This window comes from Massilia sp. YIM B02763 (genome assembly GCF_030412015.1).
Classification (GTDB): Bacteria; Pseudomonadota; Gammaproteobacteria; order Burkholderiales; family Burkholderiaceae_D; genus Telluria.
On sequence record NZ_JASNRD010000001.1, the window covers coordinates 583451 to 606712 of the forward strand.

The 23262-nt window shown below is 69.4% G+C and carries 20 protein-coding genes; 10 read left to right on the forward strand and 10 right to left on the reverse strand.

Annotated features, from left to right (window positions below):
* Positions 1–9 precede the first annotated feature (9 nt).
* The 5 genes from QPK32_RS02485 to QPK32_RS02505 all read right to left on the reverse strand — a co-directional run bounded on the left by QPK32_RS02485 (position 10) and on the right by QPK32_RS02505 (position 3649).
* Positions 10–228 carry a formate dehydrogenase gene (locus tag QPK32_RS02485; protein WP_290411195.1) on the reverse strand — a complete coding sequence of 73 codons (219 nt, stop codon included), beginning with the start codon at positions 226–228 and terminating at the stop codon, positions 10–12.
* 8 nt (positions 229–236) lie between these two features.
* Positions 237–986, reverse strand: coding sequence for a molecular chaperone (locus QPK32_RS02490; RefSeq protein ID WP_290411196.1), 750 nt, complete (start codon positions 984–986; stop codon positions 237–239).
* Between the two features lie 105 nt (positions 987–1091).
* Positions 1092–1214 carry a DUF2474 domain-containing protein gene (locus tag QPK32_RS02495; RefSeq protein ID WP_290411197.1) on the reverse strand — a complete coding sequence of 41 codons (123 nt, stop codon included), beginning with the start codon at positions 1212–1214 and terminating at the stop codon, positions 1092–1094.
* Positions 1214–2221: a cytochrome d ubiquinol oxidase subunit II gene (gene cydB, locus QPK32_RS02500; RefSeq protein WP_290411198.1), complete on the reverse strand. Its 1008-nt coding sequence runs from the start codon at positions 2219–2221 to the stop codon at positions 1214–1216. The genes QPK32_RS02495 and cydB overlap by 1 nt, the downstream gene beginning before the upstream one ends.
* 9 nt (positions 2222–2230) lie before the next feature.
* Positions 2231–3649 carry a cytochrome ubiquinol oxidase subunit I gene (locus QPK32_RS02505; protein ID WP_290411199.1) on the reverse strand — a complete coding sequence of 473 codons (1419 nt, stop codon included), beginning with the start codon at positions 3647–3649 and terminating at the stop codon, positions 2231–2233.
* A gap of 149 nt (positions 3650–3798) precedes the next feature.
* Between QPK32_RS02505 and QPK32_RS02510 the strand changes: the two genes are divergently transcribed.
* The 3 genes from QPK32_RS02510 (at position 3799) to QPK32_RS02520 (ending at position 6328) form a co-directional block, all read left to right on the forward strand.
* Positions 3799–4275 carry a DUF2721 domain-containing protein gene (locus QPK32_RS02510; RefSeq protein ID WP_290411200.1) on the forward strand — a complete coding sequence of 159 codons (477 nt, stop codon included), beginning with the start codon at positions 3799–3801 and terminating at the stop codon, positions 4273–4275.
* A 102-nt stretch (positions 4276–4377) separates the two neighbouring features.
* On the forward strand, positions 4378–5145 hold the full coding sequence (gene fnr, locus QPK32_RS02515; RefSeq protein WP_290411201.1) for a fumarate/nitrate reduction transcriptional regulator Fnr: 768 nt from the start codon (positions 4378–4380) through the stop codon (positions 5143–5145).
* Positions 5146–5233: 88 nt separating this feature from the next.
* Entirely contained in the window at positions 5234–6328 is a 1095-nt protein-coding gene (locus tag QPK32_RS02520; protein ID WP_290411202.1) for a porin, read from the forward strand.
* Between the two features lie 150 nt (positions 6329–6478).
* Here the strand turns inward: QPK32_RS02520 and QPK32_RS02525 are convergent, their stop codons facing one another.
* The 3 genes from QPK32_RS02525 to hemN form a co-directional block, all read right to left on the reverse strand.
* Entirely contained in the window at positions 6479–8293 is a 1815-nt protein-coding gene (locus QPK32_RS02525) for a DUF885 family protein (RefSeq protein WP_290411203.1), read from the reverse strand.
* A gap of 178 nt (positions 8294–8471) precedes the next feature.
* Positions 8472–9764 carry an HAD-IC family P-type ATPase gene (locus tag QPK32_RS02530; RefSeq protein WP_290411204.1) on the reverse strand — a complete coding sequence of 431 codons (1293 nt, stop codon included), beginning with the start codon at positions 9762–9764 and terminating at the stop codon, positions 8472–8474.
* 4 nt (positions 9765–9768) lie between these two features.
* Positions 9769–11220: an oxygen-independent coproporphyrinogen III oxidase gene (gene hemN, locus QPK32_RS02535; RefSeq protein WP_290411205.1), complete on the reverse strand. Its 1452-nt coding sequence runs from the start codon at positions 11218–11220 to the stop codon at positions 9769–9771.
* Between the two features lie 221 nt (positions 11221–11441).
* Here hemN and QPK32_RS02540 point away from each other — a divergent pair, with 221 nt between their 5' ends.
* The 3 genes from QPK32_RS02540 (at position 11442) to QPK32_RS02550 (ending at position 12612) form a co-directional block, all read left to right on the forward strand.
* On the forward strand, positions 11442–11783 hold the full coding sequence (locus QPK32_RS02540; protein ID WP_290411206.1) for a hypothetical protein: 342 nt from the start codon (positions 11442–11444) through the stop codon (positions 11781–11783).
* A 190-nt stretch (positions 11784–11973) separates the two neighbouring features.
* Positions 11974–12111 (forward strand): hypothetical protein, encoded by a 138-nt coding sequence (locus QPK32_RS02545; protein WP_290411207.1) that lies wholly within the window; start codon positions 11974–11976, stop codon positions 12109–12111.
* Between the two features lie 138 nt (positions 12112–12249).
* Positions 12250–12612, forward strand: coding sequence for a translation initiation factor Sui1 (locus tag QPK32_RS02550; RefSeq protein WP_290411208.1), 363 nt, complete (start codon positions 12250–12252; stop codon positions 12610–12612).
* A 20-nt stretch (positions 12613–12632) separates the two neighbouring features.
* Here QPK32_RS02550 and QPK32_RS02555 read toward each other — a convergent pair whose 3' ends face one another.
* On the reverse strand, positions 12633–14195 hold the full coding sequence (locus QPK32_RS02555; protein ID WP_290411209.1) for a PAS domain-containing methyl-accepting chemotaxis protein: 1563 nt from the start codon (positions 14193–14195) through the stop codon (positions 12633–12635).
* Between the two features lie 201 nt (positions 14196–14396).
* Between QPK32_RS02555 and QPK32_RS02560 the strand changes: the two genes are divergently transcribed.
* The 3 genes from QPK32_RS02560 to QPK32_RS02570 all read left to right on the forward strand — a co-directional run bounded on the left by QPK32_RS02560 (position 14397) and on the right by QPK32_RS02570 (position 20494).
* Positions 14397–18422, forward strand: a complete 4026-nt coding sequence (locus QPK32_RS02560) for a Pls/PosA family non-ribosomal peptide synthetase (RefSeq protein ID WP_290411210.1) — start codon at positions 14397–14399, stop codon at positions 18420–18422.
* 2 nt (positions 18423–18424) lie between these two features.
* Positions 18425–19015 (forward strand): 4'-phosphopantetheinyl transferase superfamily protein, encoded by a 591-nt coding sequence (locus QPK32_RS02565; protein WP_290411211.1) that lies wholly within the window; start codon positions 18425–18427, stop codon positions 19013–19015.
* Between the two features lie 153 nt (positions 19016–19168).
* The gene (locus QPK32_RS02570) at positions 19169–20494 is read left to right on the forward strand and encodes a metal-dependent hydrolase (protein WP_290411212.1); all 1326 of its coding nucleotides are present in this window, start codon (positions 19169–19171) and stop codon (positions 20492–20494) included.
* A gap of 21 nt (positions 20495–20515) precedes the next feature.
* On the opposite strand, the gene QPK32_RS02575 is transcribed toward QPK32_RS02570, so the two are convergent.
* Positions 20516–22444 carry a glycosyltransferase family 2 protein gene (locus tag QPK32_RS02575; protein ID WP_290411213.1) on the reverse strand — a complete coding sequence of 643 codons (1929 nt, stop codon included), beginning with the start codon at positions 22442–22444 and terminating at the stop codon, positions 20516–20518.
* Between the two features lie 141 nt (positions 22445–22585).
* Here QPK32_RS02575 and QPK32_RS02580 point away from each other — a divergent pair, with 141 nt between their 5' ends.
* Positions 22586–23137, forward strand: coding sequence for a GNAT family N-acetyltransferase (locus tag QPK32_RS02580; RefSeq protein WP_290411214.1), 552 nt, complete (start codon positions 22586–22588; stop codon positions 23135–23137).
* Positions 23138–23262 lie beyond the last annotated feature (125 nt).

Below are 23262 nucleotides of genomic sequence, written 5' to 3' on the forward strand. Positions count from 1 at the left end.
GGCATGGGGTCACCAGTAGGCGGCGGTACGGTAGTAGGTGCGGATGTGTTCCGTCTCGTGGTAGCCCTTGGGCCGCGGCGCGGGCGCCGGCGCGGCCACTGGCGCGGGCGCCGCGGCATCGGCCTTGCCCGCCACCACGGCGAGCGCGCCCAGCGGCGCCGCCTTCAGCAGGCTGCGGCGGGTCGGATCGGGCCGGTCCTGGGCCGGCGGTCGCGGGTTCTCGTTCATCGTTGGCCTCATGCGGTCAAGGTGGTGTCGGCCGGCACGTCCGGGCTGGACGCGGGCAAGGCGTGGCGCAGGTCGGCGCGCGGCAGGCGCGGCTGGCCGGTCAGTGGGTCGAGTGCGGGATCGAGCGGATCCAGGACGGCGAAGGCCTGGGCCTCGATCGACAGGAAGGCGTCGACCACGCGCGCGACGACGCGGTGGAAGTTCGACGCTTCCGCGCCCGCGATGTCGGCCAGGCAGGCCGCGTACCAGGGCCGCACATGCGTCTCGAAGAAGGCCTTCTGCGCCGGCAGCGGGCGGGGCATGGCGCCCGGGCCACCCTGGATCAGCACCCGCATCGTCTCGCACACGGCGCCCAGGTGGTCCTCGAACTCGCCGCTGCCCGGCGCGCGTGCCAGGCCCAGCACGGCCATATCGCGGCGCAGCTCGGCCAGCGGCACGTCGTTCAGGTGGCCGGTCAGGTAGAAGGAGCCGTAGGGATTGAGCAGCGGGGTACCGGTGCTGACGAACAGCAGGTCGAATTCGTCGGCCGCCGCGCGCGCATCGACGACGCCGGCGGCCTGGGTCAGCGCGAGCCATGCATCTTCCAGCGCGAATTCGCCGCTGGCCGCGATCGGATCGGCATGCGCGAGGGCCGCCAGCAACGCGGCATCGGGCGGCGCCAGCAGCAGGCGCGCGAACAATGCGTAGAAGTCGGCACGGGCCTGGTCTTCCTCGTGCAGGTGAAGATCCTGCTGCCGGTCTTGCTGCTGCTCGGACATGCTGCTCCCATTGGCGAAGTTTGATGCGAGTCTAGCAGCCGTGACAAAAGAAATGCACACGATACGACTTTTGGCAGGGGCTGTATCCACCTGGAATGAAAGTGCTCAACGCAGGCCCGCGGCGCGCATCGCGACGCGCAACAGCCAGGCCACGACGCCGAGGGCGGCCACCCCGCCCAGCCATAAGGCGAGCATCCACGCAAGCCGACGCAGCCACAAGCGCCGCATCAGTGGTAGCCCTGGTCCGCGCCGACCTTGCCGCGGAACACGTAGTAGGACCAGCTCGTGTACGCCAGGATCAGCGGCAGCACGACCAGGGCGCCGACCAGCGTGAAGCGCTGCGACGCCGGCGGCGCCGCCGCTTCCCAGATCGTGATGGTGGGCGGGATGATGTGCGGCCAGATGCTGATCGCCATGCCCACGTAGCTCAGCAGCACCAGCCCCAGCGCCGCCACGAAGGGGATGCGGAAGGGATCGCGCCCCAGCGCGCGCAGCAGGATGAAGGCGCACGCGGCCACCAGCAGCGGCACGGGCGAGAGCAGCAGCAGGTTGGGGAAACCGAACCAGCGCTCGGCCACCTGGTGGTAGGCCAGCGGCGTCCAGATGCTGACGCCGCCGATCGCGCCCAGCAGCAGCCAGGCAAGCGGCTTCGCCAGGCGGATCATGCGCTGCTGCAACTCGCCTTCCGTCTTCATCACGAGCCAGGTCGCGCCCAGCAGCGCGTAGGCGACCACGACGCCGCAGCCGGCCGCCAGCGGGAACGGCGCCAGCCAGTCGAGCGGGCCGCCGGCGTAGCTGCGGCCCGACACGGGAATGCCTTGCAGCAGCGTGCCCAGCGACACGCCCTGGAAGAACGCGGCCGTCACCGAACCGCCGATGAAGGCCAGGTCCCAGATGGGCCGTTCGCGGTCGTTGGCCTTGAAGCGGAACTCGAACGCCACGCCCCGGAAGATCAGGCCGACCAGCATGAAGATCAGCGGCAGGTAGATGCCGGACAGGATCACGGAATACGCCAGCGGGAACGCGGCCAGCAGCCCCTCGCCTCCCAGCACCAGCCAGGTCTCGTTGCCGTCCCAGATGGGGGCCACCGTGTTCATCATCGTGTCGCGCTCGCGCCGTCCGCGCACGAACGGGTACAGGAGGCCGATGCCGAGGTCGAAGCCGTCCAGCACCACGTACATGAAGACGGAAAAGAAGATGATCGCGGCCCAGACGGCCGTGGGGTCGAAGTCCATGCGGGTTCCTCAGGGCGGGGTGTCGGCGGCATCCTTCTCGGGCACCGACAGGGGCCGCGCCGGCGTGCGCTTGCCGCCCGGGCCGCCCCGCGGCGCGCCGTGCACGTCGAAGGCCTGCGGCCCCTTGCGCACGAGGCGCAGCACGTAGGCGATGCCGACGCCGAACACGAAAAAGTAGGAGACGACGAACAGCGCCAGCGACAGCGCGAGCGGCGCCACGCCGTGCTTCGAGGCTGCGTCGGCCGTGCGCAGCACGCCGTACACGACCCAGGGCTGGCGCCCGACCTCGGTCGTGATCCAGCCGGCCAGCACGGCCACCAGCCCCGCCGGCCCCATGCAGGCGGCGAAGCGCAGGAACGTGCGCTGCGTGTACAGCCGCCCGCCGCGGCGCAGCCACAGGCTGCAGGCGCCCAGCAGGATCATCAGGAGGCCCAGGCCGACCATGACGCGAAAGCTCCAGAACACGATCAGGGAATTCGGCCGCTCGTCGCGCGGGAATTCCTTGAGGCCCTTGATCTGGCCATCCCAGGAGTGCGTCAGGATGATGCTGCCCAGGCGCGGCACGCCGACGGCGAAGCGGGTCTTTTCCGCCTCCATGTCCGGCACGCCGAACAGCAGCAGCGGCAGCGGCGCGTCGCCCTCGTTCTGCCAGTGGCCTTCCAGCGCGGCGATCTTGGCCGGCTGGTGCCGCAGCGTGTTCAGGCCGTGCATGTCGCCCACGAACGCCTGGATGGGCGCCACCACGAGGGCCATCCACATCGCCATCGAGAACATGGTGCGCACGGCCGGGCGATCGTTTCCTTTCAACAGGTGCCAGGCGGCGGACGCGCCGACGAACAGCGCGGTCGAGAGGAACGCCGCGATCGCCATGTGCGCGAGGCGGTAAGGGAAGGAAGGATTGAACACGATGGCGAGCCAGTCGACGGGGACCATGCGCCCTCCTTCGATCGCATAGCCCTGCGGGGTCTGCATCCAGCTGTTGGCGCCCAGGATCCAGGTGGCCGAGATCAGGGTGCCCAGCGCCACCATGCAGGTGGCGAGGAAATGCAGGCCGGGACCCACGCGGGTCCAGCCGAACAGCATCACGCCGAGGAAGCCCGCCTCCAGGAAGAACGCCGTCAATACCTCGTAGGTCATCAGCGGCCCGACGATGCCGCCCGCGTATTCGGAAAAGGCGCTCCAGTTGCTGCCGAACTGGTAGGCCATCACGATGCCGGAGACGACGCCCATGCCGAAGTTGACGGCGAAAATGCGCAGCCAGAAGTGGTACAGGTCGACGAACACCTGGCGCTTCGTCTTGAGCCAGCACGCTTCCAGTACCATCAGGTAACTGGCCAGGCCGATGGTAATGGCCGGGAACAGGATGTGGAAGGACATGGTGAACGCGAATTGCAAGCGTGCCAGGTCCAGTGCCGCCAATCCGAACATGAAAGTCCTCCCGAGGTCGTATGGCCAATCTTACATGCGCACGGGGCGCACACGCTTGCCGCGCCCACCACGGCGATGCACACTGCATCGATGTTTGATGCAGACGGGACGCGCAGGCCTTGCCGTCCGGCGCATCGCAAAGGAAACCCATGGACTTTGAATTCAAGGAAGTGCTGCAAGCGGTCGGGCCCAATGCCGGCCTGGTATTCGCATCGTGGATGTTCATGCACCTGCTGCAGGGACGCTACAGCAGCGCCTACGAGCGCTACCGCGGCCTGATCGACAACTACCGCCAGGGCGCCGACGGCCAGCGCAAGGACACGATCCGCGACGAGGTGGCACTGTACCGCCGCCGCATCGACTGCATGCGCCGCGCCACCGACTTCGGCCTGTACGCCGCCATGCTGCTGATCGGCACCCTGATCATCGTCGTGGCCGACGCCATCTTCAAGGGCACGGCCTTCCTCAAGTACGCGGGCGCCCTCACCACCGTGGCGGGCCTGGTCATGGTGATCTGGGCCGCCGCCCTCGTCGTCAAGGAGAACCGGCTGCTCAAGATGCCGCTCGACCGGGAAGTCGACGACATGCCCGAGTTAAACCAGCACATGCAGGACCATCGCACCTGAATACGACACATTTGGCGGCCGAAAGGGCGAAAAAGCGCCGCGATGGTCGAGATTCCCGGCGATGGCGACTATAATCCCACTGTCGATGCTCCCCTTCCCGCCATGACCCAAGCCGCCATCCTTACCGCCGACCAGCCCTTGAACGTCCAGGCCCTCAAGGTCAGCTGCCAGCAATGCAGCATGGGCCAGCTGTGCCTGCCGATGGGCCTGGCGGATGCCGAGATCGACCGCCTCGACCAGATCATCGGCCGCCGCCGCCGCATCGCACGCGACGAGCGCCTGTACCAGATGGGCGAGCCGTTCCGCAGCCTGTACGCGGTGCGCTTCGGCCACTTCAAGACCTACCAGGTGAACGCGGCCGGCGAAGCCCAGATCACGGGCTTCCAGATGGCCGGCGAACTGCTGGGCATGGACGCGATCAGCGGCGACCGCCACCATTGCGACGCCGTCGCGCTGGAAGACAGCGAGGTGTGCGAGATCCCGTTCGACAACCTGGAAGAGCTGTTCGGCGAGGTGCCCAACCTGCTGCGCCACTTCCACCGCATCATGAGCAAGGAAATCACGCGCGAGCAGAACGTCATGCTCCTCCTGGGTAATATGCGCGCCGAACAGCGCTTCGCCGTGTTCCTCGTGAACCTGTCGACCCGCTACGCCGCGCGCGGCTATTCCTCGACCAGCTTCCAGCTGCGCATGTCGCGCGAGGACATCGGCAACTACCTGGGCCTCACCATCGAAAGCATCAGCCGCCTGCTGTCGCGCTTCAAGAAGATGGGCCTGGTGCAGGTGGACAAGCGCGAAGTGATCCTGCTCGAACCGGCGCGCCTGAAGGCCATGGCGGCGGGCACCGAGCAGTGCAGCCCGATGGACTGAGGCAACCCACGGGGCAGCCCACGGTATACGTTCGGATAGCTGGCAAGCTCGCTGTCGCCCTGCACAATCGGGGCGAAGGAGATTGCCCATGTTACAACCGCTTTACCTCGGCGCCGCGGCCTGCCTGCTGTGCGCCGCCGTCCAGAATGCACACGCCCAGGACGGCGTGCAGATCTATGGCCGCCTGAACGTGTCGATGGAACACGTCGACAACGGCAGCGGCTTCACCCAGACCCGCATGGTCAACAACCGCTCCGTGCTCGGCTTCAAGGGCAGCGAAGACCTGGGCGGCGGCCTGAAGGCGATCTTCCAGCTCGAAGGGACGCTGTCTCCCGATACGGGCGCGGGCGAGCCGTTCCGGCGCGACACCCGCGTGGGCCTCGACGGCCCCTGGGGCACGCTGTTCGCCGGCCACTGGGTCACCGCCTACAACGGCGCCACGTCCGGCCTGGACCCGTTCTACCCGACCACGGCGGGCTATATCAGCATCCTCGCCAACGGTTCCGGCTCCTCGGTCGACAACGTCAACAACACATATTCCTTCGACCGCCGCCAGGCCAATTCCCTGCACTACTGGACGCCCGAATGGCACGGCCTGTCGCTGCGCCTCACGCGCGGCATGAACGAGGAATCGCCGGCCAACGGCGCCAAGCCGTCGCTGTGGTCCGCCGCCGCGGTGTACACGCAAGGTCCGTGGTACGCGACGCTGGCGCACGAGCGCCACCACGAATACCAGGGCCCGGGGCTGGACGACACGGGCAGCAAGGCGGCCCTGGCCTACCAGTTCGACAAGACCTTGTGGGGCCAGACGCGCGTGGCCATCATCGGCGAGCGCCTCGAGTACGAAACCGCCACCGGCAAGCTGGCGCGCAACGCGGCCTTCGTCTCCGTCTCCCACCAGATGGGCCTGCACGGCCTGCGCCTGACGGTGGGCCGCGCCGGCGACGCGAGCGGCGCATCGACGGCGACCATCGGCTTCCTGCACAGCGGGCCCGACACGGGCGCCACCCACGCGACGCTGGGCTACGACTACATGCTGTCCAAGCGCACGAGCCTGTATGCCTACTACACGCTGCTGGACAACGAGCGCAATGCCACCTACGACTTCCCCATCAACGGGATCGGAGCGGAGGCGGGCGCGACCCTGCGCGGCGCGGTGCTGGGGATGCGGCACAATTTCTGAGTGATGCCCGTCGTCCCTGCGCAGGCAGGGACCCATGCTGACGCGCCAAAGTCAGTTTTTCATACGGACTACGGTGCCTCCGGTACACGGAATTCGGGGGCTCAGTATGGGTCCCTGCCTGCGCAGGGACGACGTTGCTTTACTCCGGCTTTATGCTTGCTTCTGCACCACGATCCACAGGTCGATCACCTCCCCCAGTACGTCCAGCGGCACCGACCCGTTCTTGAGCACCACGTCGTGGAAGGCGGGCAGCGCGAACTTGTCGCCCAGTTCCCGCTTCGCCTTCTCGCGCAGGTCGATGATGCGCAGCATGCCGATCATGTAGGCGCAGGCCTGGCCCGGCCAGGCGACGTAGCGCTCCACTTCCTGCGCGCCGATGCCGTAGTCGATGGCTTGCTGGCGCGTCCAGCCCTTGGTGTGCAGGCCCGTGTCGACGACGAGGCGGCGCGCGCGGAACAGTTCCGAGCCGAGGGCGCCCAGGAGGCCCGGGATGTCGCCCTCGTACCAGCCCTGCTCCACCGCCAGCCGCTCCGCGTACAGCGCCCAGCCTTCGCTGTGCGCGCTGCCGCCGCCGAAGATGCGCTGGGCGCGGAACTTCGGCAAATCCTTCTGTTCCTGCTGGATCGCCAGCTGGAAGTGGTGGCCCGGCACCGCCTCGTGGTAGGACAGGCTGCGCATGCGGATCACGTCGAAGGACGGCCCGCGCATGGGCACCCAGAAGATGCCGGGACGGCTGCCGTCCGGCGCGGGCAGCGTGTAGTGGGCGGCCGCCGACGGCTCCGTCAGCGGCGGCTCGCGGCGCACCTCGACCGGGGCGCGCGGCATCAGGTTGAAGATGGCGGCGCTGCGCCGCTCGGCGTCGGCCACCATGCCGGCATATTTCTGCAGCAGTTCCGGACGCGGATCCGGGTCCGCTTTCGGCTGGAACGTCGCGTCCAGCTTGGCCATGCGCTCCTCGACGCTTCCTTCCGTGTAGCCGAGCGCGCGCAGGTGGCGGTCCATCTCCCCTTCGATGCGCGCCACTTCGCGCAGGCCGATGGCGTGGATCTCGGCGGCCGTCAGGTTGGTGCTGGTATAGGTGCGCAGTGCCTGCTGGTAGGCCGCGGCGCCGTTCGGCAGGCGCGAGATGCCGGCCGTGTCGCCCGTCTTCGGATGCAGCTCGGCCAGGTAGGCCTGCACGCGCCGGTAGGCGGGACGGATCTTCGTCTCGACGATGCGGGTGGCGTCGGCGATGGCCTTGTCGCGCGCGTCCGGCGCCAGGTCGGACAGTTTTTCGCTGCGCTGGGCGAACGTGGTCACCAGCACGTTCTTGTCGGCCGCCGGCTCCAGGAATTTGTCGACCTGGAACTGGGCACGCTCGAGGATGAAGCGCGGCGGGATCAAACCCTTCGCCGTCGCGGCCTTCGACCGCGCCAGCGCCTCGTCCATGCGCGTGCCCACCTGGTCCAGGCGCGCCAGGTAGCTGGACACGTCGGCCGCGCGGCGCAGCGGATGCGTCGTCGTCATGAAGTTCACCAGGCCCACCTGCACGCCGCCGAACTGGTTGAACACGAAGCTGTAGTCTTCATACGGTTCGCTGGCCACGGTATTCGCCAGCGACCAGCGCATCACCGACGCCGAGGTGCGCTGCTCCTCGCTCAGCGGTCCGGCCAGGAATTTGTCGAGTTGCGCGACGCCCGTCTTCGCGAGCGCCACCACCTTCTTGCGCTGCGCCGGCGTCTGCGGCGTCAGCTGGCGGTCCAGCGCTTCCTGCTCGCTGCCCGAAAAATACTGGGTGGAGGTGGCCGATTGCGGATTCAGGCGGACCCAGTCTTCGGCGAAGCGGTCGGCCCAGGCGGCGAACGCCCCATTCGGTGCGGCGGCGGCAGGGGCGGCGCCCGCGATCGCGGGCAAGGCTTGCAGTACGACGGGAACGAACAACGCCGCGATCGTCGCGCGGCGCTTGTGGAAACGGGTAGTCGGCATCGCTCTCTTCCATGTTGGATTGTCATTGCCAGGCGGACCTTGGCCGTCGCAATCTACCATGCAAAACATTGCCATTGCTACACTTTCCGCATGGAATGTGGACGTACCAGGATGCTGGCCGACGCTTTTCCGGTATCGATGGCCGTTGCGTGCCGACGCCTTGCCGCCGGCGCGCGCTTCAGCGCCCTCCCCGCAAGCGCCAGCCGTTCAACACGACGAGCGCCGAACTGGCCGCCATGCCGGCGCCCGCCATCCAGGGATCGATCCAGCCGAGCGCCGCCGCGGGAACCGCCGCCAGGTTGTAGCACACGGCAAAGCCGAGGTTCTGGCGGATCGCGCGCAGCGCCGCGGCCGCCGTGTCGACCGCGTCGCCCAGCGGCGCCAGGGTCTCGCCCAGCAGCACGCAATCGGCATGCGGCCGGGCCGGCTGGACGCCCGGCCCCATCGCGAACGAGACGTCGGCGCCTTTCATCACGGCGGCATCGTCGATGCCGTTTCCGACCAAGGCCACCACCGCGCCTTCGCGCCGCAGCGCGCGCACGACGTCCAGCTTGTCCCGCGGCAGAAGACCGCCCAGCGCATGGGCGATGCCGACTTGCATGGCGACATCCTGGGTGGCCTCGTCGTCGTCGCCGGACAGCAGCATCACCGTCTTGCCGCGTTCGCGCATGCCCAGCACGATGTCTCCGGCCTCGCGCCGCACCTCGTCGACGAAGTCGAAACGCGCCATCCAGCCGGCCGCGCTGCCCAGCCACACGGGGGTGACGCCGCCCGGCACGCCCGCCCCGGGGTGGCTGCCCGCCAGCGCCGCCACGAACGACAGGCTGCCGATGCGGTAGCGCCTGCCGCCGATCTCGCCCTCGATGCCCTGGCCGGCCACGCTGCGCGAGCGCTTGGCCGGCGCAAGGGATGCCTCGGCCGCCGCGCGCAGCGCCTGCGCCAGCGGATGCGGACTGTCCGCCTCGAGCGCGGCCGCGATGTCCAGGCAGGCGCGCGTGCCGTTCGCGCCGGCGCCGGCATCGGCGAAGACGAGCGTGTTGCGCAGCCGCGGCCGCCCGTGCGTCAGCGTTCCCGTCTTGTCGAACACGACGTGGGTTGCACGTTCCAGCGTCTCCAGCACATGCGGCGCGAGGGCCAGCGCGCCGCGCCGCAGCAGCCGTTCCTGCGCGGCCGCCAGCGCCGTCGGCGCGGCCAGCGACAGCGCCCATGGACAGGACACGACCAGCACGGCGACCGTTGCCGGCCAGGCGCGCCCGGGATCGGCGACACGCCAGACGCAGAACACGACGGCGGCCAGCACCAGCAGCGCCGGCACGAACCAGGCGCCGGCGCGGCCGGCCCGCAGCGCCAGCGCCGGCCTGGCTTGGGCGGCCGGCTCCGGCAGGCGCTGCGCCGCGAGCGGCACTGCACGCCCGACGTCGTCGAGCGTGCGCGCCGCCCCGTGCCTCGCATGCAGCGGAACGACGGCCATGCGCTCAAACGGTGCGCGAGTGGCGCGGCTGCTCGCCGTGCCGGGCCAGGTAGCGGTCGAACACCATGCACACGTTGCGGATCAGGAGGCGTCCCTTCATCGTGACGGTGATCCAGTCGGGCGTCACGGTCACGAGGCCGTCACGTTCCAGCTGCGCCAGCCGGGCCATCTCGGGCTCGAAGTATTTCGCGAACACGACGGGAAACGCCTGCTCGATGGCGGCGATGGACAGCTCGAACTGGCACATCAGCTTCTGGATCAGCGTGCGGCGCAGCGCATCGTCCATCGACAGGCGCACGCCGCGCGCCACCGGCAGCTCGTTGCGGTCGAGCGCATCGTAGTAGGCGTCGAGCGTCTTGAGGTTCTGGCTGTAGGTCGCGCCGACGGCGCTGATGGCCGAGACGCCGCAGGACACCAGGTCCGTGTCCGCATGCGTCGAGTAGCCCTGGAAGTTGCGGTGCAGGCGGCCCTGCAGCTGGGCGACGGCGAGGTCGTCGTCCGGCTTGGCGAAATGGTCCATGCCGATATAGACGTAGCCGGCGGCCGTCAGCGTCTCGATGCACAGCTGCAGCATGGCCAGCTTGGTGTCGCTGTCCGGCATGTCGCCGTCGAGGATGCGGCGCTGCGGCTTGAACAGGTGCGGCATGTGCGCGTAATGGTAGACGGCGATGCGGTCCGGATCGGCACGGACCACCTTGTCCAGCGTGGCGCGCATCGTCTCCGGCGTCTGCTTGGGCAGGCCGTAGATCAGGTCGATGCTGACGGAACGGAAGCCGGCCGCGCGAGCCGCGTCGATGATCGCGACCGTCTCCGCCTCCGGCTGGATGCGGTTGACGGCCTTCTGCACGTCGGCGTCGAAGTCCTGCACGCCGAGGCTCAGGCGGTTGAAGCCCTGGCGCCGCAGGCTGTGCACGCGCATCTCCGACACAGTGCGCGGGTCGATCTCGATCGAGTATTCGCCGGCGTCGTCCGGCGCGAAGCGGAAGCAGCGGCGCAGGTGGTCCATCAGCTCGCCCATCTGGGCATCGGACAGGTAAGTGGGCGTGCCGCCGCCGAAGTGCAGCTGCTCGACCTCGTTCATGCCGGCGAACAGGCGGCCCTGCATCTCGACCTCGCGTTTCAGGTAGCCGAGGTAGGTCGCGGCCTTCTCGCGGTTCTTCGTGACGATCTTGTTGCAGGCACAGTAGTAGCAGACGGTGTCGCAGAACGGAATGTGCAGGTACAGCGACAGCGGCTTGGCGCTGGCGCGCGTGCGCAGGTCGGCCACGGCGCGCAGGAAGTCGTGGTAGGCGAACGACTCGGTGAAGCGGTCGGCGGTCGGATAGGAGGTGTAGCGGGGGCCCGACCGGGACAGGCGCGCGATCAGTTCCGCGTCGAAGTCGACGGCGGGCAGCGCTGGGGCGGCCGTGCTGGCGGGACTAGCGGAAGTTACAGGAATTACATCGAACAGCTTCATCAAAACGCTCCTTGCCGGGCCACGCGGCAGGGGCAACGTGGCGATCTATGCGGCAAGTTTATTGAGCGGACTCAGCAAAATCCTTGACGTGCATCAAAAACGACTATGGCGCGGGTATTCCATACGGTTAGGTGAATCGGTCGAGGTTGACCTATTTTCAATACGCAACTCGTGAGAATGTGTGCATTTTCCTCGATTGCCAAACTGTACACTGCAGCGTCATGTCAACGAACGTCAAACTCTGCATTGCAAACGTCCTCATGTTGGCCGGCATCGTGCCGCTGGCGCTGGGCCTGGCCTGGATAGGCGCGGTGATTGCCTACGCGCAGCAGCACAAGGGACAAATGGGCGCATCGGACGCATTCCTGATGATGGGTGTGCTCTTCGTCACTTACGTTTTCGCCGTCGTGGTGAGCGGCGCAAGTGCGTTGTGGTCGGCCGTGCTCGCGAAACGCCATGGCGGCATCCGGGCCCGGAGCGCCAGGGTCATTCGCTGGTGCGTGGCCGTCGTGCTGCTGGCGCCGCTGCTCTGGTTCGCGGGAGTGGCGTTCTCGCTGTGGTAATCCCGCGCCGGAGGAATGTATTTTTTCGCGGGCGTGTCGACATGGGCGGCCGCCATCCGTCGTATGACCAGAAACACCGATTGCCCTTCAACCTCGACGGAGGAACCGCCATGAACAAGCAGATCATCCTCAACGTGCCGGTGAAGGACCTGGACAAGTCCAAGGCCTTCTTTTCCACGAGGAGACCGACATGACCTTGATACTGTCCGGCATTGTCGTCGCCATCCTGGTCGGCCTGGGCGCGCATTGGCTCTTCCGGCAACGCGACCCGCGCGACATCGCGGCCGCGCGGGAACGGATGAAACGTTTGCGCAAGAAGAAACCTTGAAGCGGCTAGCTCCCACGACGACGGGCACCCATGCCGGTCCTGCAAGCCCGCGCCCGTTCAGGTGCCGGCGGCCGCGGGAGCGGGAACGGCATGCCGCCTGCTACACTAGCGCGTTGTCACATTACTTCCCGATCCAGCATGAAACGTAGTTCGACCGGCGGTCTCGTCTATTCCACCGACGGCGGCCGCATGTGCCCCGATTGCCGCCATCCCCGCTCCGATTGCACGTGCAAGGCCACGGCCAAGGCCGCTCCCGTCGGCGACGGCGTCGTGCGCGTGTCGCGCCAGAGCAAGGGCCGCGGCGGCAAGACCGTCACGCTCGTGAAGGGCGTGGCGCTCGATGCCGTCGCTTTGGCGGCGCTGGGCAAGCAATTGCGCACGGCCTGCGGCACGGGCGGCACGGTGAAGGATGGCGTGATCGAGGTGCAGGGCGACCACTGCGAGCTCGTCATGCAGACGCTGGAGAAACTGGGCCACAAGCCGAAGCGCGCCGGCGGCTGATCGGCGCGGGCCGGGCGTCGTCACCCTACCCGCGAACGCCGCTCGACCTTGAACACCGACACGGCCTGCGCCAGCCGCGCGGCCTGTTCGGCGACGCTGCTCGACGCGGTCGCCGATTCCTCCACCAGCGCGGCGTTGCGCCGGGTGATGCCGTCCAGTTCGACCATCGCGGCATTCACCTGGGCGATGCCGTGGCTCTGCTCGCGCGAGGCGGCCGTGATGGCGTGCATGATGGCGGCGGCATCCTTCACCGCGCCCACGACCTGGCGCATGGTCTGGCCGGCCGATCCCACCAGTTCGCTGCCCTGGCCCACCTTCTCGACCGAATCGTCGATCAAGGCCTTGATCTCCTTCGCGGCCGTGGCCGAGCGCTGGGCCAGCGAGCGCACTTCTCCCGCGACGACGGCGAAGCCCCGGCCCTGCTCGCCCGCCCGCGCCGCTTCCACGGCGGCGTTCAGCGCCAGGATATTCGTCTGGAACGCGATGCCGTCGATCAGGCCGATGATGTCGACGATGCGCGTGGCCGAGCTGCTGATCTGGCCCATCGTCGTGCCGACCGCCTCGACGGCATCGCCGCCGCGGCCCGCCACGCTGGACGCGGCGCCCACCAGTCCGTCCGCGCGCACGGCGCTCTCCGTGTTCTGGCCGGCGGCCGCCGCCACCTGGGCCAGGCTGGACGCCGTCTGCTCCAGGCTGGCGGCCTGCGCCTCCGTGCGCCGCGCCAGGTCTTCGTTGCCGCTGGCGATGTCGCGCGTGGCCGATTCGATCGAGGTCACGCTGTCGTTGACGTCGCCCACCACGGCTGTCAGGTTGATGTTCAGCTGGCGCAGCGCCAGCAGCAGGCGGCCCATCTCGTCGTCCCGTCCCCGCGGCGGCAGGTGCGACAAGTCGCCGCCGGCCAGCGCGAATACGGCGGCCTGCGCCTGGCCCATGGGCCCCACGATGGACGATTGCAATTCATGCCAGGCCAGCAGCGTGAAGCCGGCGCCCAGCGCGGCCAGCACCCGCCAGGCGGCCCCCTCGGTGACGCAGGCCAGCGCGACCAGCAGCGCCGCCTGGCTGCCCAGCATCAGGCCCAGGCGCCGGCCCAGCGGCAGCGCGCGCAGGGCCAGCAGGCGCGCCAGCAGGCTGGTGCCGACGGCCTTGCCGCGGCGGATCGCCAGGCCGCCGGCGCGGTCTTCGCGGAAGCGCCGGTACAGTTCCTCGGCGGCCGCGACCTGGTCCCGGTCCGGACGCGTGCGCACCGACATGTAGCCGACCGTGCGGCCGCCTTCCTTGATCGGCACGACGTTCGCGACGACCCAGTAGAAGTCGCCGTTCTTGCGGCGGTTCTTCACCAGCCCCGTCCACGGCTCGCCGGCCTGCAGCGTCTGCCACAGGTCGGCGAACGCCTGCGCCGGCATGTCCGGGTGGCGCACGATGTTGTGGGCCTTGCCGACCAATTCGTCTTCCGTGAAACCGCTGGCCTCGATGAAGTTCGGGTTGACGTAGGTGATGCGTCCCTTGGTGTCCGTCTTCGACACGATGGATTGGCCTTCTTTGAGGTGGTATTCGATACCGGTGACTGGCAGGTTGGTGCGCAAGGGGGACTCCTCTGATTTTTCCGCATGGCAATTAATTTGTCTCGAATTGTAGCGATGTACCTTCGAGTTAATGTTTGACTTGGATCAAAAATGCCCCAAAAGTGTGCGTGATCGCGACGGTCATCCCGGGTGTTCCAAAATCGCGTACGATGCGCGCATGTGCTTGTTTTCCCCCTCTGCCGCCCTCACCTGCAGCCGTCGATGAACGATATTTCTTCCCTGACACGGCATCCCGATGTCCTCTACGGTCCGCACCAGCCCGAGCTGCTGCGCCACGAAATCCTGGCCGACCTGCTCGAAGCCAGTGCGCGCCGCGCGCCCGACCAGCCCGCGCTCGTCACGAGCGGGCGCAGCCTGACCTACGGCGAGCTCGATGCGCTGGCCGACCTCGCCGCCTCGCGCCTGATCGAGGCCGGCATCCGGCCTGGCCACATCGTCGGGCTGTGGATGCCGCGCGGGATCGACCTGCTCGTCATGCAGTCCGCCATCGCCAAGGCCGGCGCCGCCTGGCTGCCCGTCGACGAGGACACGCCCGTCGAGCGCCTGCTCGTGTGCATGGAGGATGCGCAGTCGCCAGCCCTGGTCTCCAGCGAACGCATGCGCGAACGCCTCGGAGACATGCCCCAGCCGGTGCACATGGCGGAAAGCCTGCTGGCGCCCGCGCCCGAGGGCGCCGCGCTGCGGCGGCGCGGCGACGTGCCGGGCGACGCCCCGGCCTACGTCATCTACACGTCCGGCTCGACGGGCAAGCCGAAGGGCATCCTGATCGACCAGCGCAGCATCTGCCACTTCCTGCGCAGCGAGAACGAGGTGCTGGGCGTGCGTGCCTCCGACCGCGTCTACCAGGGTTTCTCGGTCGCGTTCGACATGTCGTTCGAGGAAATCTGGATTTCCTACCTGGTCGGCGCCACGCTGTGGCTGGGGCCCAAGGAAGCGGCCGGCGACCCGGAAGCGCTGCCGCGCCTGCTCCTCGAGAACGGCGTGACCGTGCTGCACGCGGTGCCGACGCTGCTGGCCCTGTTCGCCGAGGACGTGCCGAGCCTGCGCATCATCAACCTGGGCGGGGAAATGTGTCCGGAAACGGTCGTCGAGCGCTTCGCGCGCCCCGGCCGCCAGATGTTCAATACCTACGGCCCGACCGAGGCGACCGTGTCGGCCAGCCTGGCGCGGCTGGAACCCGGCAAATCGATCACGATCGGCACGCCGTTGCCCAACTACGGCCTGCTGGTGATCTCGACGGAGACGGACAAGGGGCTGCGGATCCTGCCGCGCGGCGATACCGGGGAATTGTGCATCGTCGGTCCCGGCCTGTCGGCCGGCTACCTGGGACGGCCCGACCTCACGGCCGAGAAATTCCTGGCCAACCCGTGGAGCGCCGGGCCGGACGATACCCGCCTGTACCGCACGGGCGACCTCGCGCGCATCGAAGGGGACGGCCAGGTCGTGTGCCTGGGCCGCACCGACGACCAGCTCAAGATCCGCGGTTTCCGCGTCGAGCTGGGAGAAATCGAAGCCGTGCTGGCGCAGCAGGACGGCGTGGGCACGACGGCCGTATTGCTGCGCAAGGACGACGGCATCGACCGCCTCGTCGCCTACCTGATGCCGGCCGCCGGCGCCCTCGACGAACAACTGGGCCCCACCACCCTGCGCCGCGCGCTGGCCGAGCGGCTGCCGCCGTACATGGTGCCGAGCCGCTTCGAAACCCTGCCCGTGATGCCGCGCCTGACCTCGGGCAAGATCGACCGCAAGGCCTTGAAGGCCATGACCCTGTCCGCGCCGCTGCCGAGCGATCCCGCCGAATCGGATTTCGCCGAGACGCCGGGCGAGGAAGCGCTGTTCGCCGCCCTGGCCAGCTTGTTCCCGGGCCAGCCCGTGCGGCGCGAGCTGGATTTCTTCTCCGACCTGGGCGGCCATTCCTTCTTCGCCGCGCGGCTGGCCACCGCCTTGCGCGCCGACCCGCGCTTCGCCCACGTGACGGTGCGCGACATCTACCAGCACCGGCAGATCGGCGCGATCGCCTCCAGCCTGGACCAGGCCGCGGGCACGGCCGCCATCGAGGCCGACTGGACCCCGCCGCCGGCCGCGCGGCGCTGGCTGTGCGGCCTGGCGCAGCTGGCGACGCTCCCCGTGCTCGTCACGCTGCGCATGGCCCAGTGGCTGGCGCCCTTCTTCACCTACCATTTCTATACGGGCGACCCGGGCGACTCGGTGGCGCGCGCGGTCGCCGCCTCGCTGGGCGTGTTCCTGCTCGCGACGCTGGCCGAGTTCGTGTTCGGCATCCTCGGCAAGCGCCTGGTCGCGCCGAAGCTGGAGCCGGGCTCGTATCCGCTGTGGGGCGTGACCTATTTCCGCTGGTGGCTGGCCGACCGCCTGGTCGAGGCTGCGCCCACCTACCTGCTGGCCGGCTCCTCGCTGTACGCCTGGTGGCTGCGCCTGCTGGGCGCCAGGGTGGGACGCGACGTCGTGATCGGCTCGATGACGCTGCGCGCGCCGGAACTCCTGACGATCGGCGACAACGTCAGCATCGGCAACGGCGTCAATTTCGAGAACGCCCGCGTCGAACGGGGCCGCCTCGTCCTGGGCAGGATCGACCTGGACGACGATGCCTGCGTCTCGTCCTACGCCATTTTGGAAGGGAATACCCGCGTGGGCCGGCGCGGCCACCTGGAGGGCCAGTCGGCGCTGCACGACGGCGCCTGCGTGCCGGACGGGCGCGTGTGGTGCGGCTCGCCGGCGCGCGACGCGGGCGCCTTCGACCCGTCGTCGCTGCCGCCGCGGCCCCGGGTCAGCCGCGCGCGCCTGGCGGGCGAAGCGCTGTTCTTCACGTTCGGCATCCTGCTGGTGGCGACCGTGTTCTTCATGCCCGTCTTCCCCAGCTTCGTGCTGATCGACTGGTTCGACGAGCGCGGCGCCCTGCCCGGCTTCCACCAGAACTCGGTGTGGGGCCAGCTGGCGCGCTACTTCGTGCTGGCGCTGCCGGCCAGCGCCGTGCTGATCGCGCTGACGATGCTGGTGTCGGCGGCGATCCGCTGGGGCTTCTTGCCGCGCCTGACGCCGGGCCGCTCGGCCGTGCACAGCAATACCTATTGTAAAAAATGGCTGGTCAGCCACATCCAGGAATCGAGCCTGAACGTCCTGCACGGCATCTACGCGACCGTGTTCGCGCCGTTCTGGTACCGCCTGCTGGGCGCCAAGGTCGGGCGAGACGCCGAGATCTCGACGGCGCTGGGCGTGGTGCCGGACATGCTGACGCTGGGCGACGAGACCTTCATCGCCGACGCCGTCATGCTGGGCGACGAACAGATCGACGGCGGCTGGATGACGATGGAACCCACCGTCGTGTCGAACCGCTCCTTCGTGGGCAACGGCAGCTACATCCCGGACGGCACCGTGCTGCCCGAAGGCGTGCTGGTCGGCGTGCATACCCACGCGCCGCGCAACGAGCGCATGACGGGCGGCGACACCTGGCTCGGCTCGCCGCCGATCCACCTGCCGGCGCGCGAACAGGTCGCCGGCTACCCGGAACACCTGACCTACCGCCCGTCCGCCCTGCGCCGCCTGGGCCGCACGCTGGTCGAGGGCTTCCGCATCGTGGCCCCGCATGCGCTCGTCATCGCCGTCGGCTACACGGTCGTGCTGGACCTGATGCCGCTGGCGGGCGCCGGCCGCTGGGGCGAAGTGCTGTGGGACCTGGCGCTGATCGGCCTGGCCTTCGGCATCGGCAACTTCCTGTTCGTGATGGCCTTCAAATGGCTGCTGCTGGGCCGCTACAAGAAACGCGCGGACCCGATGTGGACGCCGTTCGTGTGGCTGTCCGAAGGCGTGACCAATATGTACGAAGGCATCGCCGTGCCGAACTTCATGCGCTACCTGCGCGGCACGCCGTGGCTGCCGCTCGCGTTCAACCTGCTGGGCTGCCGCATCGGCCGCGGCGTCTACATGGACACGACCGACATCACGGAATTCGATTGCGTGACCATCGGCGACCACAGCGAGCTCAATGCCCTGTCCTGCCCGCAGACGCACTTGTTCGAGGACCGCGTGATGAAGATCGACCAGGTCGACATCGGCAGCAAGGTCTACGTCGGGCCGCGCAGCGCCGTGCTGTACAGCGCCCGCGTGGGAGACAACGCCCGCATCGGCCCGCTGACCCTCGTCATGAAGGGCGAGCACATCCCGGCCGCCACCGCCTGGAACGGCCTGCCGGCCGCGCCACAGCGGGTGTGACGATGGCGGCGCCCGTGCGCTGGTGGACGGCGGCTGGCGGATTCGACGGCGACGCCGGCTGGCCCATGGACGGGGCCGCCGTCGTCGGCGTGGCCGGCCAGGCCGGGCGCGTCGCCGCCAGGGCAGCCATCCGCGCGGCGCTGCAGGCGGCGCTGGCCCAGGCCTGCGGCGTGGCGCCGGATGCCATCGTGCTGCACGCCCCGCCGGGCAGTGGCGAAGCGCCGTACGCCATCGTCGGCGGCACGCGCCGTGCCGCGGCGGCCATCAGCCACGATGGAGAACTGTCGCTGGCGGCATTCCGCTTCGACGGTCCGGTGGGCATCGACGTCATGCAAGTGGTGCCCGTGCCGGACTGGCAGGCGGTGGCGCGCGACTATCTGGGCCCTGCCACGGCCGCGGTGCTGGCCGCCGTGCCCGAGGGCGACCGCGACGCCGCCTTCGCGCGCGCCTGGAGCGAACGCGAGGCGCGCCTCAAATGCCTGGGCTGGCCGCTGCGCGAATGGGACGCCGGCGACGACGCGGCGCTGCAGGCCTGCACCTGCCTGCCCCTGGCCGTGCCCGCCGGCTACGTCGCCACGCTGGCATTGCCCTGATCGATCGCCCGGCGCTGGCCGCGCCAGGCTTGGCGGCCGGTGTTGAAGATAGCTGCGGCGCATGTCGGTTAGTTGCAAATGCGCAGATGGTCGCCTTTGTCCGGCAGCTTCACCAGGACACCGCCGCGCTTGCAATGCGGGTAAGATTGCAGAATGGACAATCTGACCCATTCCGTCGTCGGTCTTGGCGTCGGTGCGCTGATCGACCGCAGCCTGCCGCCCGAACCCGACCTCGCCGGCGAACGCCGCCGCACCCGCATGCTGCTGGCCGTGTGCTGCCTGGCCAGCAATTTCCCCGACCTGGACCTGGTGCTCACGCCCCTGCTGGACGCGCCGCTCGGCTACCTGCTGCACCACCGCGGCCATACGCACACGGTGCTGGCCGCGATCGGCGAGGCGGCACTGCTGCTGGGCCTCGTGTGGCTGCTGTGGCCGGCCGCGCGCCGGGTCCTGCGCGACAGCCGCCACGCCCGCCGCGGCGCCCTCCTCGCCGCCGGCGCCGGCCTGCTGCTGCACCTGTGCATGGATGGCTTGAACGTGTACGGCGTGCATCCGTTCTGGCCCTTCGACCCGAACTGGTACTACGGCGACCTCGTCTTCATCGTCGAGCCCGTGTTCTGGATCGCCTTCGGCATGCCGCTGGCCGCCATGGTGAAGAACGCCTGGCCGCGGCGCCTGCTGCTGGCCGCCATGGCCCTGGTGCCGCTGGGCTTCACGCTGGGCGGCTTCCTGCAATGGGGTTCGCTGCTGGGCCTGCTGGCGCTGGGCCTGGCGCTGGCCTGGATCCAGCGCCACGTCGCGGCGCCGACCGTCGATCACCTGCCCGGCGGCGCAGCCGATGCCGAGCGGGCCACCGTCCACCGCCCGCCGCGCCGGCGCGCCGGCCTGGCCGCCGGACTGGCGGCGTCGCTGGCCTTCGTCGCCATCCAGGCCGCCGCCATGCACGAGGCGCGCGGCGTCATCGCGGCCCAGGTTCAGCGCGGCAACGCCAGCGAGCAATTGCGCGACATCGCCCTGTCGGCCTATCCGGCGAATCCGCTGTGCTGGTCCTTCGTCACCGTCGGCGAGGATGCCGCGGGCGGCAGCTACCGGCTGCGCCGCGGCCTGCTCAGCATCGCGCCGGGCGTGACGCCCGTGTCCGCGTGCCCGGCGCGGATTGCGGGCAAGGCGGCGAGCCAGGCAGCGGACGGAGCCGCGGGCACCGACACCGTCGCGTCCGCCCTGGCCTGGCAATCGGACGAACGCCACAGCCTGGCCACGCTGCGCACCCTCGCGCGCCAGGACTGTCATGTCGGCGCCTGGCTGCGCTTTGCCCGCGCCCCGTCGCTGGACGGCGACCTGGCGACCGACGTGCGCTGGGGCCCGCCCGGCAGCCGCAACTTCTCGACGATGGACGTGGCCGCCATGGCCCACACGCCCTGCCCCCACCCCGTGCCCGGCTGGGGCATGCCGCGCGCGGACCTGCTGGGCCAGCGCTGACACTGCCTGGCCCCGACGGCCTCATGCCGCCGTCCGAGCCGCCTTGCCCGCCGTCGCGATCACCTGGCGGAAGAAGTCCAGCAAGGCGGGCACGTGGGTATCGAAAGAGAACTGCATGCGCTGCGCCCACACGCGCTCGCGCAGGTCCCGCATGCGCGCGCCGTCGCGCAGCTGCGCCTCCAGGTCGTCGAGATCGCGGTGGAAGATGCCGATGTCCATGCCGCGTACGAGCGCCTGGGCGGCCACCGCGGCGCCCTCGTTCTCGCGCTGGATCATGGGCAGCCCGGCGGCGGCCAGCGTCGCCGTGCGCGCGGGGATGTTCAGGTCGTCCCAGTCGGCGCGCCGCAGGTCGCCCTCGTTGCGGCTGGAAAAACAATGCAGCCAGCCGGCGTCGTAGCGCGAGAATTCCTGTACCCAGCGGTCCTGGGCGACGTGGCCGTGCAGGTGCAGGTGCCGCGGCGCCAGCGCGCGGGCGCGGGCGATCCATTCGCGCCACTGGCCATGGGTGAAGTCGCCGTAGAAATGCAGGTGGATGCTGCGGGCGGCCAGCGCGCCGACGTCGGGCGGGTGCAGGCCGATGGGACGTCCCGGCACCACCGTGTGCAGCTCCCCGTCGCTGGCCGACAGCAGGGCCGACGCGGGCGCGTCGAACCAGTCGCGCTTGGGGAGGTCGCCGTCGAGCACGTGGCAGGGCCGCGACGTCGCCAGGCCGGGCGCCACGAGCTCGAACCAGTCGCGCGCCTCGGGACTGCCGAAGATGCGGCCGTCGGCCATGCGGTACAGCTCGACCAGTTGCGGCCAGCTGCCCTTTTCCAGGCAGATGAACGGCCCCTCCTTGAAATGCCAGACGAAGGGAATGCCGGGCGTCGCGCGCAGCACGGCGTGGGCGAACGGTACCGCCTGCCAGTTCAGCAGCGCATAGATGAGGTCCGGCTGCAGCTGCCGCACGGCGGCCTGCCAGTCCTGGCGCGGCAACTCCCCGACATGGCCGCAGGCCAGCGGCCCGACGCTGTTGAAGCCGTACGGCGCATCCGTCCACAAGCCGTACAGCGCATGGCCGCGTTCTTCCAGCGCCAGCACGCGCTCCGGGTTGTAGGCCAGCTCGCCGACCAGCAGGATCTTCAGACCATCCGCGGCGCGCGGGGTCGGCGGCCGCGCGCGCAGGCGCCCGTACAGTGCCGCTTCGTCGACCGGGTCGCCCGTCGTCGTGTGGAAACGCAGCGGCGTGCGGACGCGGTAGTGGCGGCGGAAAGGATTCAGCCCGCCTTGCGGCTCCCGCATCAGCCGATGGCGCTGCCGCGGATGCGCGACCCATTCGCACGTGGCGGCGCCGGTGCCGATCCAGGCGCCCAGCGTGCGCAGGCGCGACCAGTACAAGCGCTCCAGGTCGTCCGATTCGAGTTCGGCGCGCTCCGTCCAGCGCGGGGCCACGCGCCGGTGCATCACCTGCACCAGTTGCAGGCCGGCGCCCGGCGCTTCGCCGGCATCCCGGTACTTGTAGTGGTGGCGCAGGCCGCTGAACGCGAGCACGGCGCCGGGCGCCGCCTCCAGCGCGGCGACGAGTTCCTGCAGGTGCGACGGGTAATACAGGTCGTCGCTCGGCAGGTAGGCCAGCAAGGGGGCGCGGCTCGCGTCGATCGCCACGTTCAACGCCCGGCCGAGGCCGCCGTTCTCGCCGAGACGCAGGCAGCGGATGCGCGCATCGCGCAGGAACGGCGCCAGCACCGCCTGCGTGTCGTCCTGGGACCCATCGTCGACGACCACGGCTTCCCAATCGGCCAGGGTCTGTGCCTGCAGGCTGGCCAGCGCGCGGGCTATGAAGGCCGCCTGCTCGAAGGTGGGCACCAGCACGCTGACGCGCGGCGCCGCATTGGCTGGATCCGCGATCGGATCCGGGATTGAATCCGCGGCCGAATCCGCGAACGGTTGCGCACCTGCGACCACCTCCATGTCCGTTCGCCTCCATGCCGTCGACCATGCATCCAGCATAGAGGCCGGCCCCGGTGGTTCTTTGCGCGGCATCAGTCGTGCGCAGGCGCGCGGGGACCGCCGCATGGCCGCGGCGCGAGGAGGCCGTTGTACAATTTGCCGATGAGCGCACTCCCCATCATCGATACGCCGCGCACGGTCATCACCGTGCCGTCGGAGGACTGCGCGCCGCTGCTGCAGGCCTACCGTATCGCCAACCGCGACCACCTGGCGCCTTGGGAGCCCCTGCGCACGCCCGCCTATTTCAGCGAGGCGGCGGCGCGCCAGCGTCTCGCGCAATCGCTGGCCGAGGCGCATGCCGGCAGCGCCCTGCACTTCATCGCCTTCGACCGCGCCGGCGGGGAGATCGTCGCCACCTGCGCGTTCACCAATATCGTGCGCGGCGTGTTCCAGGCCTGCCACCTGGGCCTGTCGGTCTCCGCGGCGCACGAGGGTACCGGCCTCATGCACGAGGTGGCGGCCGCCGGCATCGCCCACATGTTCGGCCGCGAACGCCTGCACCGCATCATGGCCAGCCACATGCCCGCCAACGTGCGCTCCGGCGCCCTGCTGCGGCGCCTGGGCTTCGAGCGCGAAGGCCTGGCCCGCGCCTACCTGTGCATCGCCGGCCGCTGGGAAGACATGGTGCTCACGTCCCTCATCAATCCTGATTGACGGATTCGCCCCACTGCCGGCGACACGCCGGCAGGCGCCGCACGCCCGTCACGACTTATTTCTAAGAAGAAATAAAGTTATACTGGTTTTTGTACAAGTTACAGTTCCTCTGTGACCGATCTGTG

Coding starts and splice junctions, on each gene's coding strand:
- cydB (WP_290411198.1), bottom strand. CDS start 2,221: ATGGACTTCGACCCCACGGCCGTCTGGGCCGCGATCATCTTCTTTTCC.
- QPK32_RS02485 (WP_290411195.1), bottom strand. CDS start 228: ATGAACGAGAACCCGCGACCGCCGGCCCAGGACCGGCCCGATCCGACC.
- QPK32_RS02520 (WP_290411202.1), top strand. CDS start 5,234: ATGTTACAACCGCTTTACCTCGGCGCCGCGGCCTGCCTGCTGTGCGCC.
- QPK32_RS02550 (WP_290411208.1), top strand. CDS start 12,250: ATGAAACGTAGTTCGACCGGCGGTCTCGTCTATTCCACCGACGGCGGC.
- QPK32_RS02565 (WP_290411211.1), top strand. CDS start 18,425: ATGGCGGCGCCCGTGCGCTGGTGGACGGCGGCTGGCGGATTCGACGGC.
- fnr (WP_290411201.1), top strand. CDS start 4,378: ATGACCCAAGCCGCCATCCTTACCGCCGACCAGCCCTTGAACGTCCAG.
- QPK32_RS02525 (WP_290411203.1), bottom strand. CDS start 8,293: ATGCCGACTACCCGTTTCCACAAGCGCCGCGCGACGATCGCGGCGTTG.
- QPK32_RS02575 (WP_290411213.1), bottom strand. CDS start 22,444: ATGGAGGTGGTCGCAGGTGCGCAACCGTTCGCGGATTCGGCCGCGGAT.
- QPK32_RS02545 (WP_290411207.1), top strand. CDS start 11,974: ATGACCTTGATACTGTCCGGCATTGTCGTCGCCATCCTGGTCGGCCTG.
- QPK32_RS02505 (WP_290411199.1), bottom strand. CDS start 3,649: ATGTTCGGATTGGCGGCACTGGACCTGGCACGCTTGCAATTCGCGTTC.
- hemN (WP_290411205.1), bottom strand. CDS start 11,220: ATGAAGCTGTTCGATGTAATTCCTGTAACTTCCGCTAGTCCCGCCAGC.
- QPK32_RS02570 (WP_290411212.1), top strand. CDS start 19,169: ATGGACAATCTGACCCATTCCGTCGTCGGTCTTGGCGTCGGTGCGCTG.
- QPK32_RS02510 (WP_290411200.1), top strand. CDS start 3,799: ATGGACTTTGAATTCAAGGAAGTGCTGCAAGCGGTCGGGCCCAATGCC.
- QPK32_RS02495 (WP_290411197.1), bottom strand. CDS start 1,214: ATGCGGCGCTTGTGGCTGCGTCGGCTTGCGTGGATGCTCGCCTTATGG.
- QPK32_RS02530 (WP_290411204.1), bottom strand. CDS start 9,764: ATGGCCGTCGTTCCGCTGCATGCGAGGCACGGGGCGGCGCGCACGCTC.
- QPK32_RS02540 (WP_290411206.1), top strand. CDS start 11,442: ATGTCAACGAACGTCAAACTCTGCATTGCAAACGTCCTCATGTTGGCC.
- QPK32_RS02490 (WP_290411196.1), bottom strand. CDS start 986: ATGTCCGAGCAGCAGCAAGACCGGCAGCAGGATCTTCACCTGCACGAG.
- QPK32_RS02560 (WP_290411210.1), top strand. CDS start 14,397: ATGAACGATATTTCTTCCCTGACACGGCATCCCGATGTCCTCTACGGT.
- QPK32_RS02580 (WP_290411214.1), top strand. CDS start 22,586: ATGAGCGCACTCCCCATCATCGATACGCCGCGCACGGTCATCACCGTG.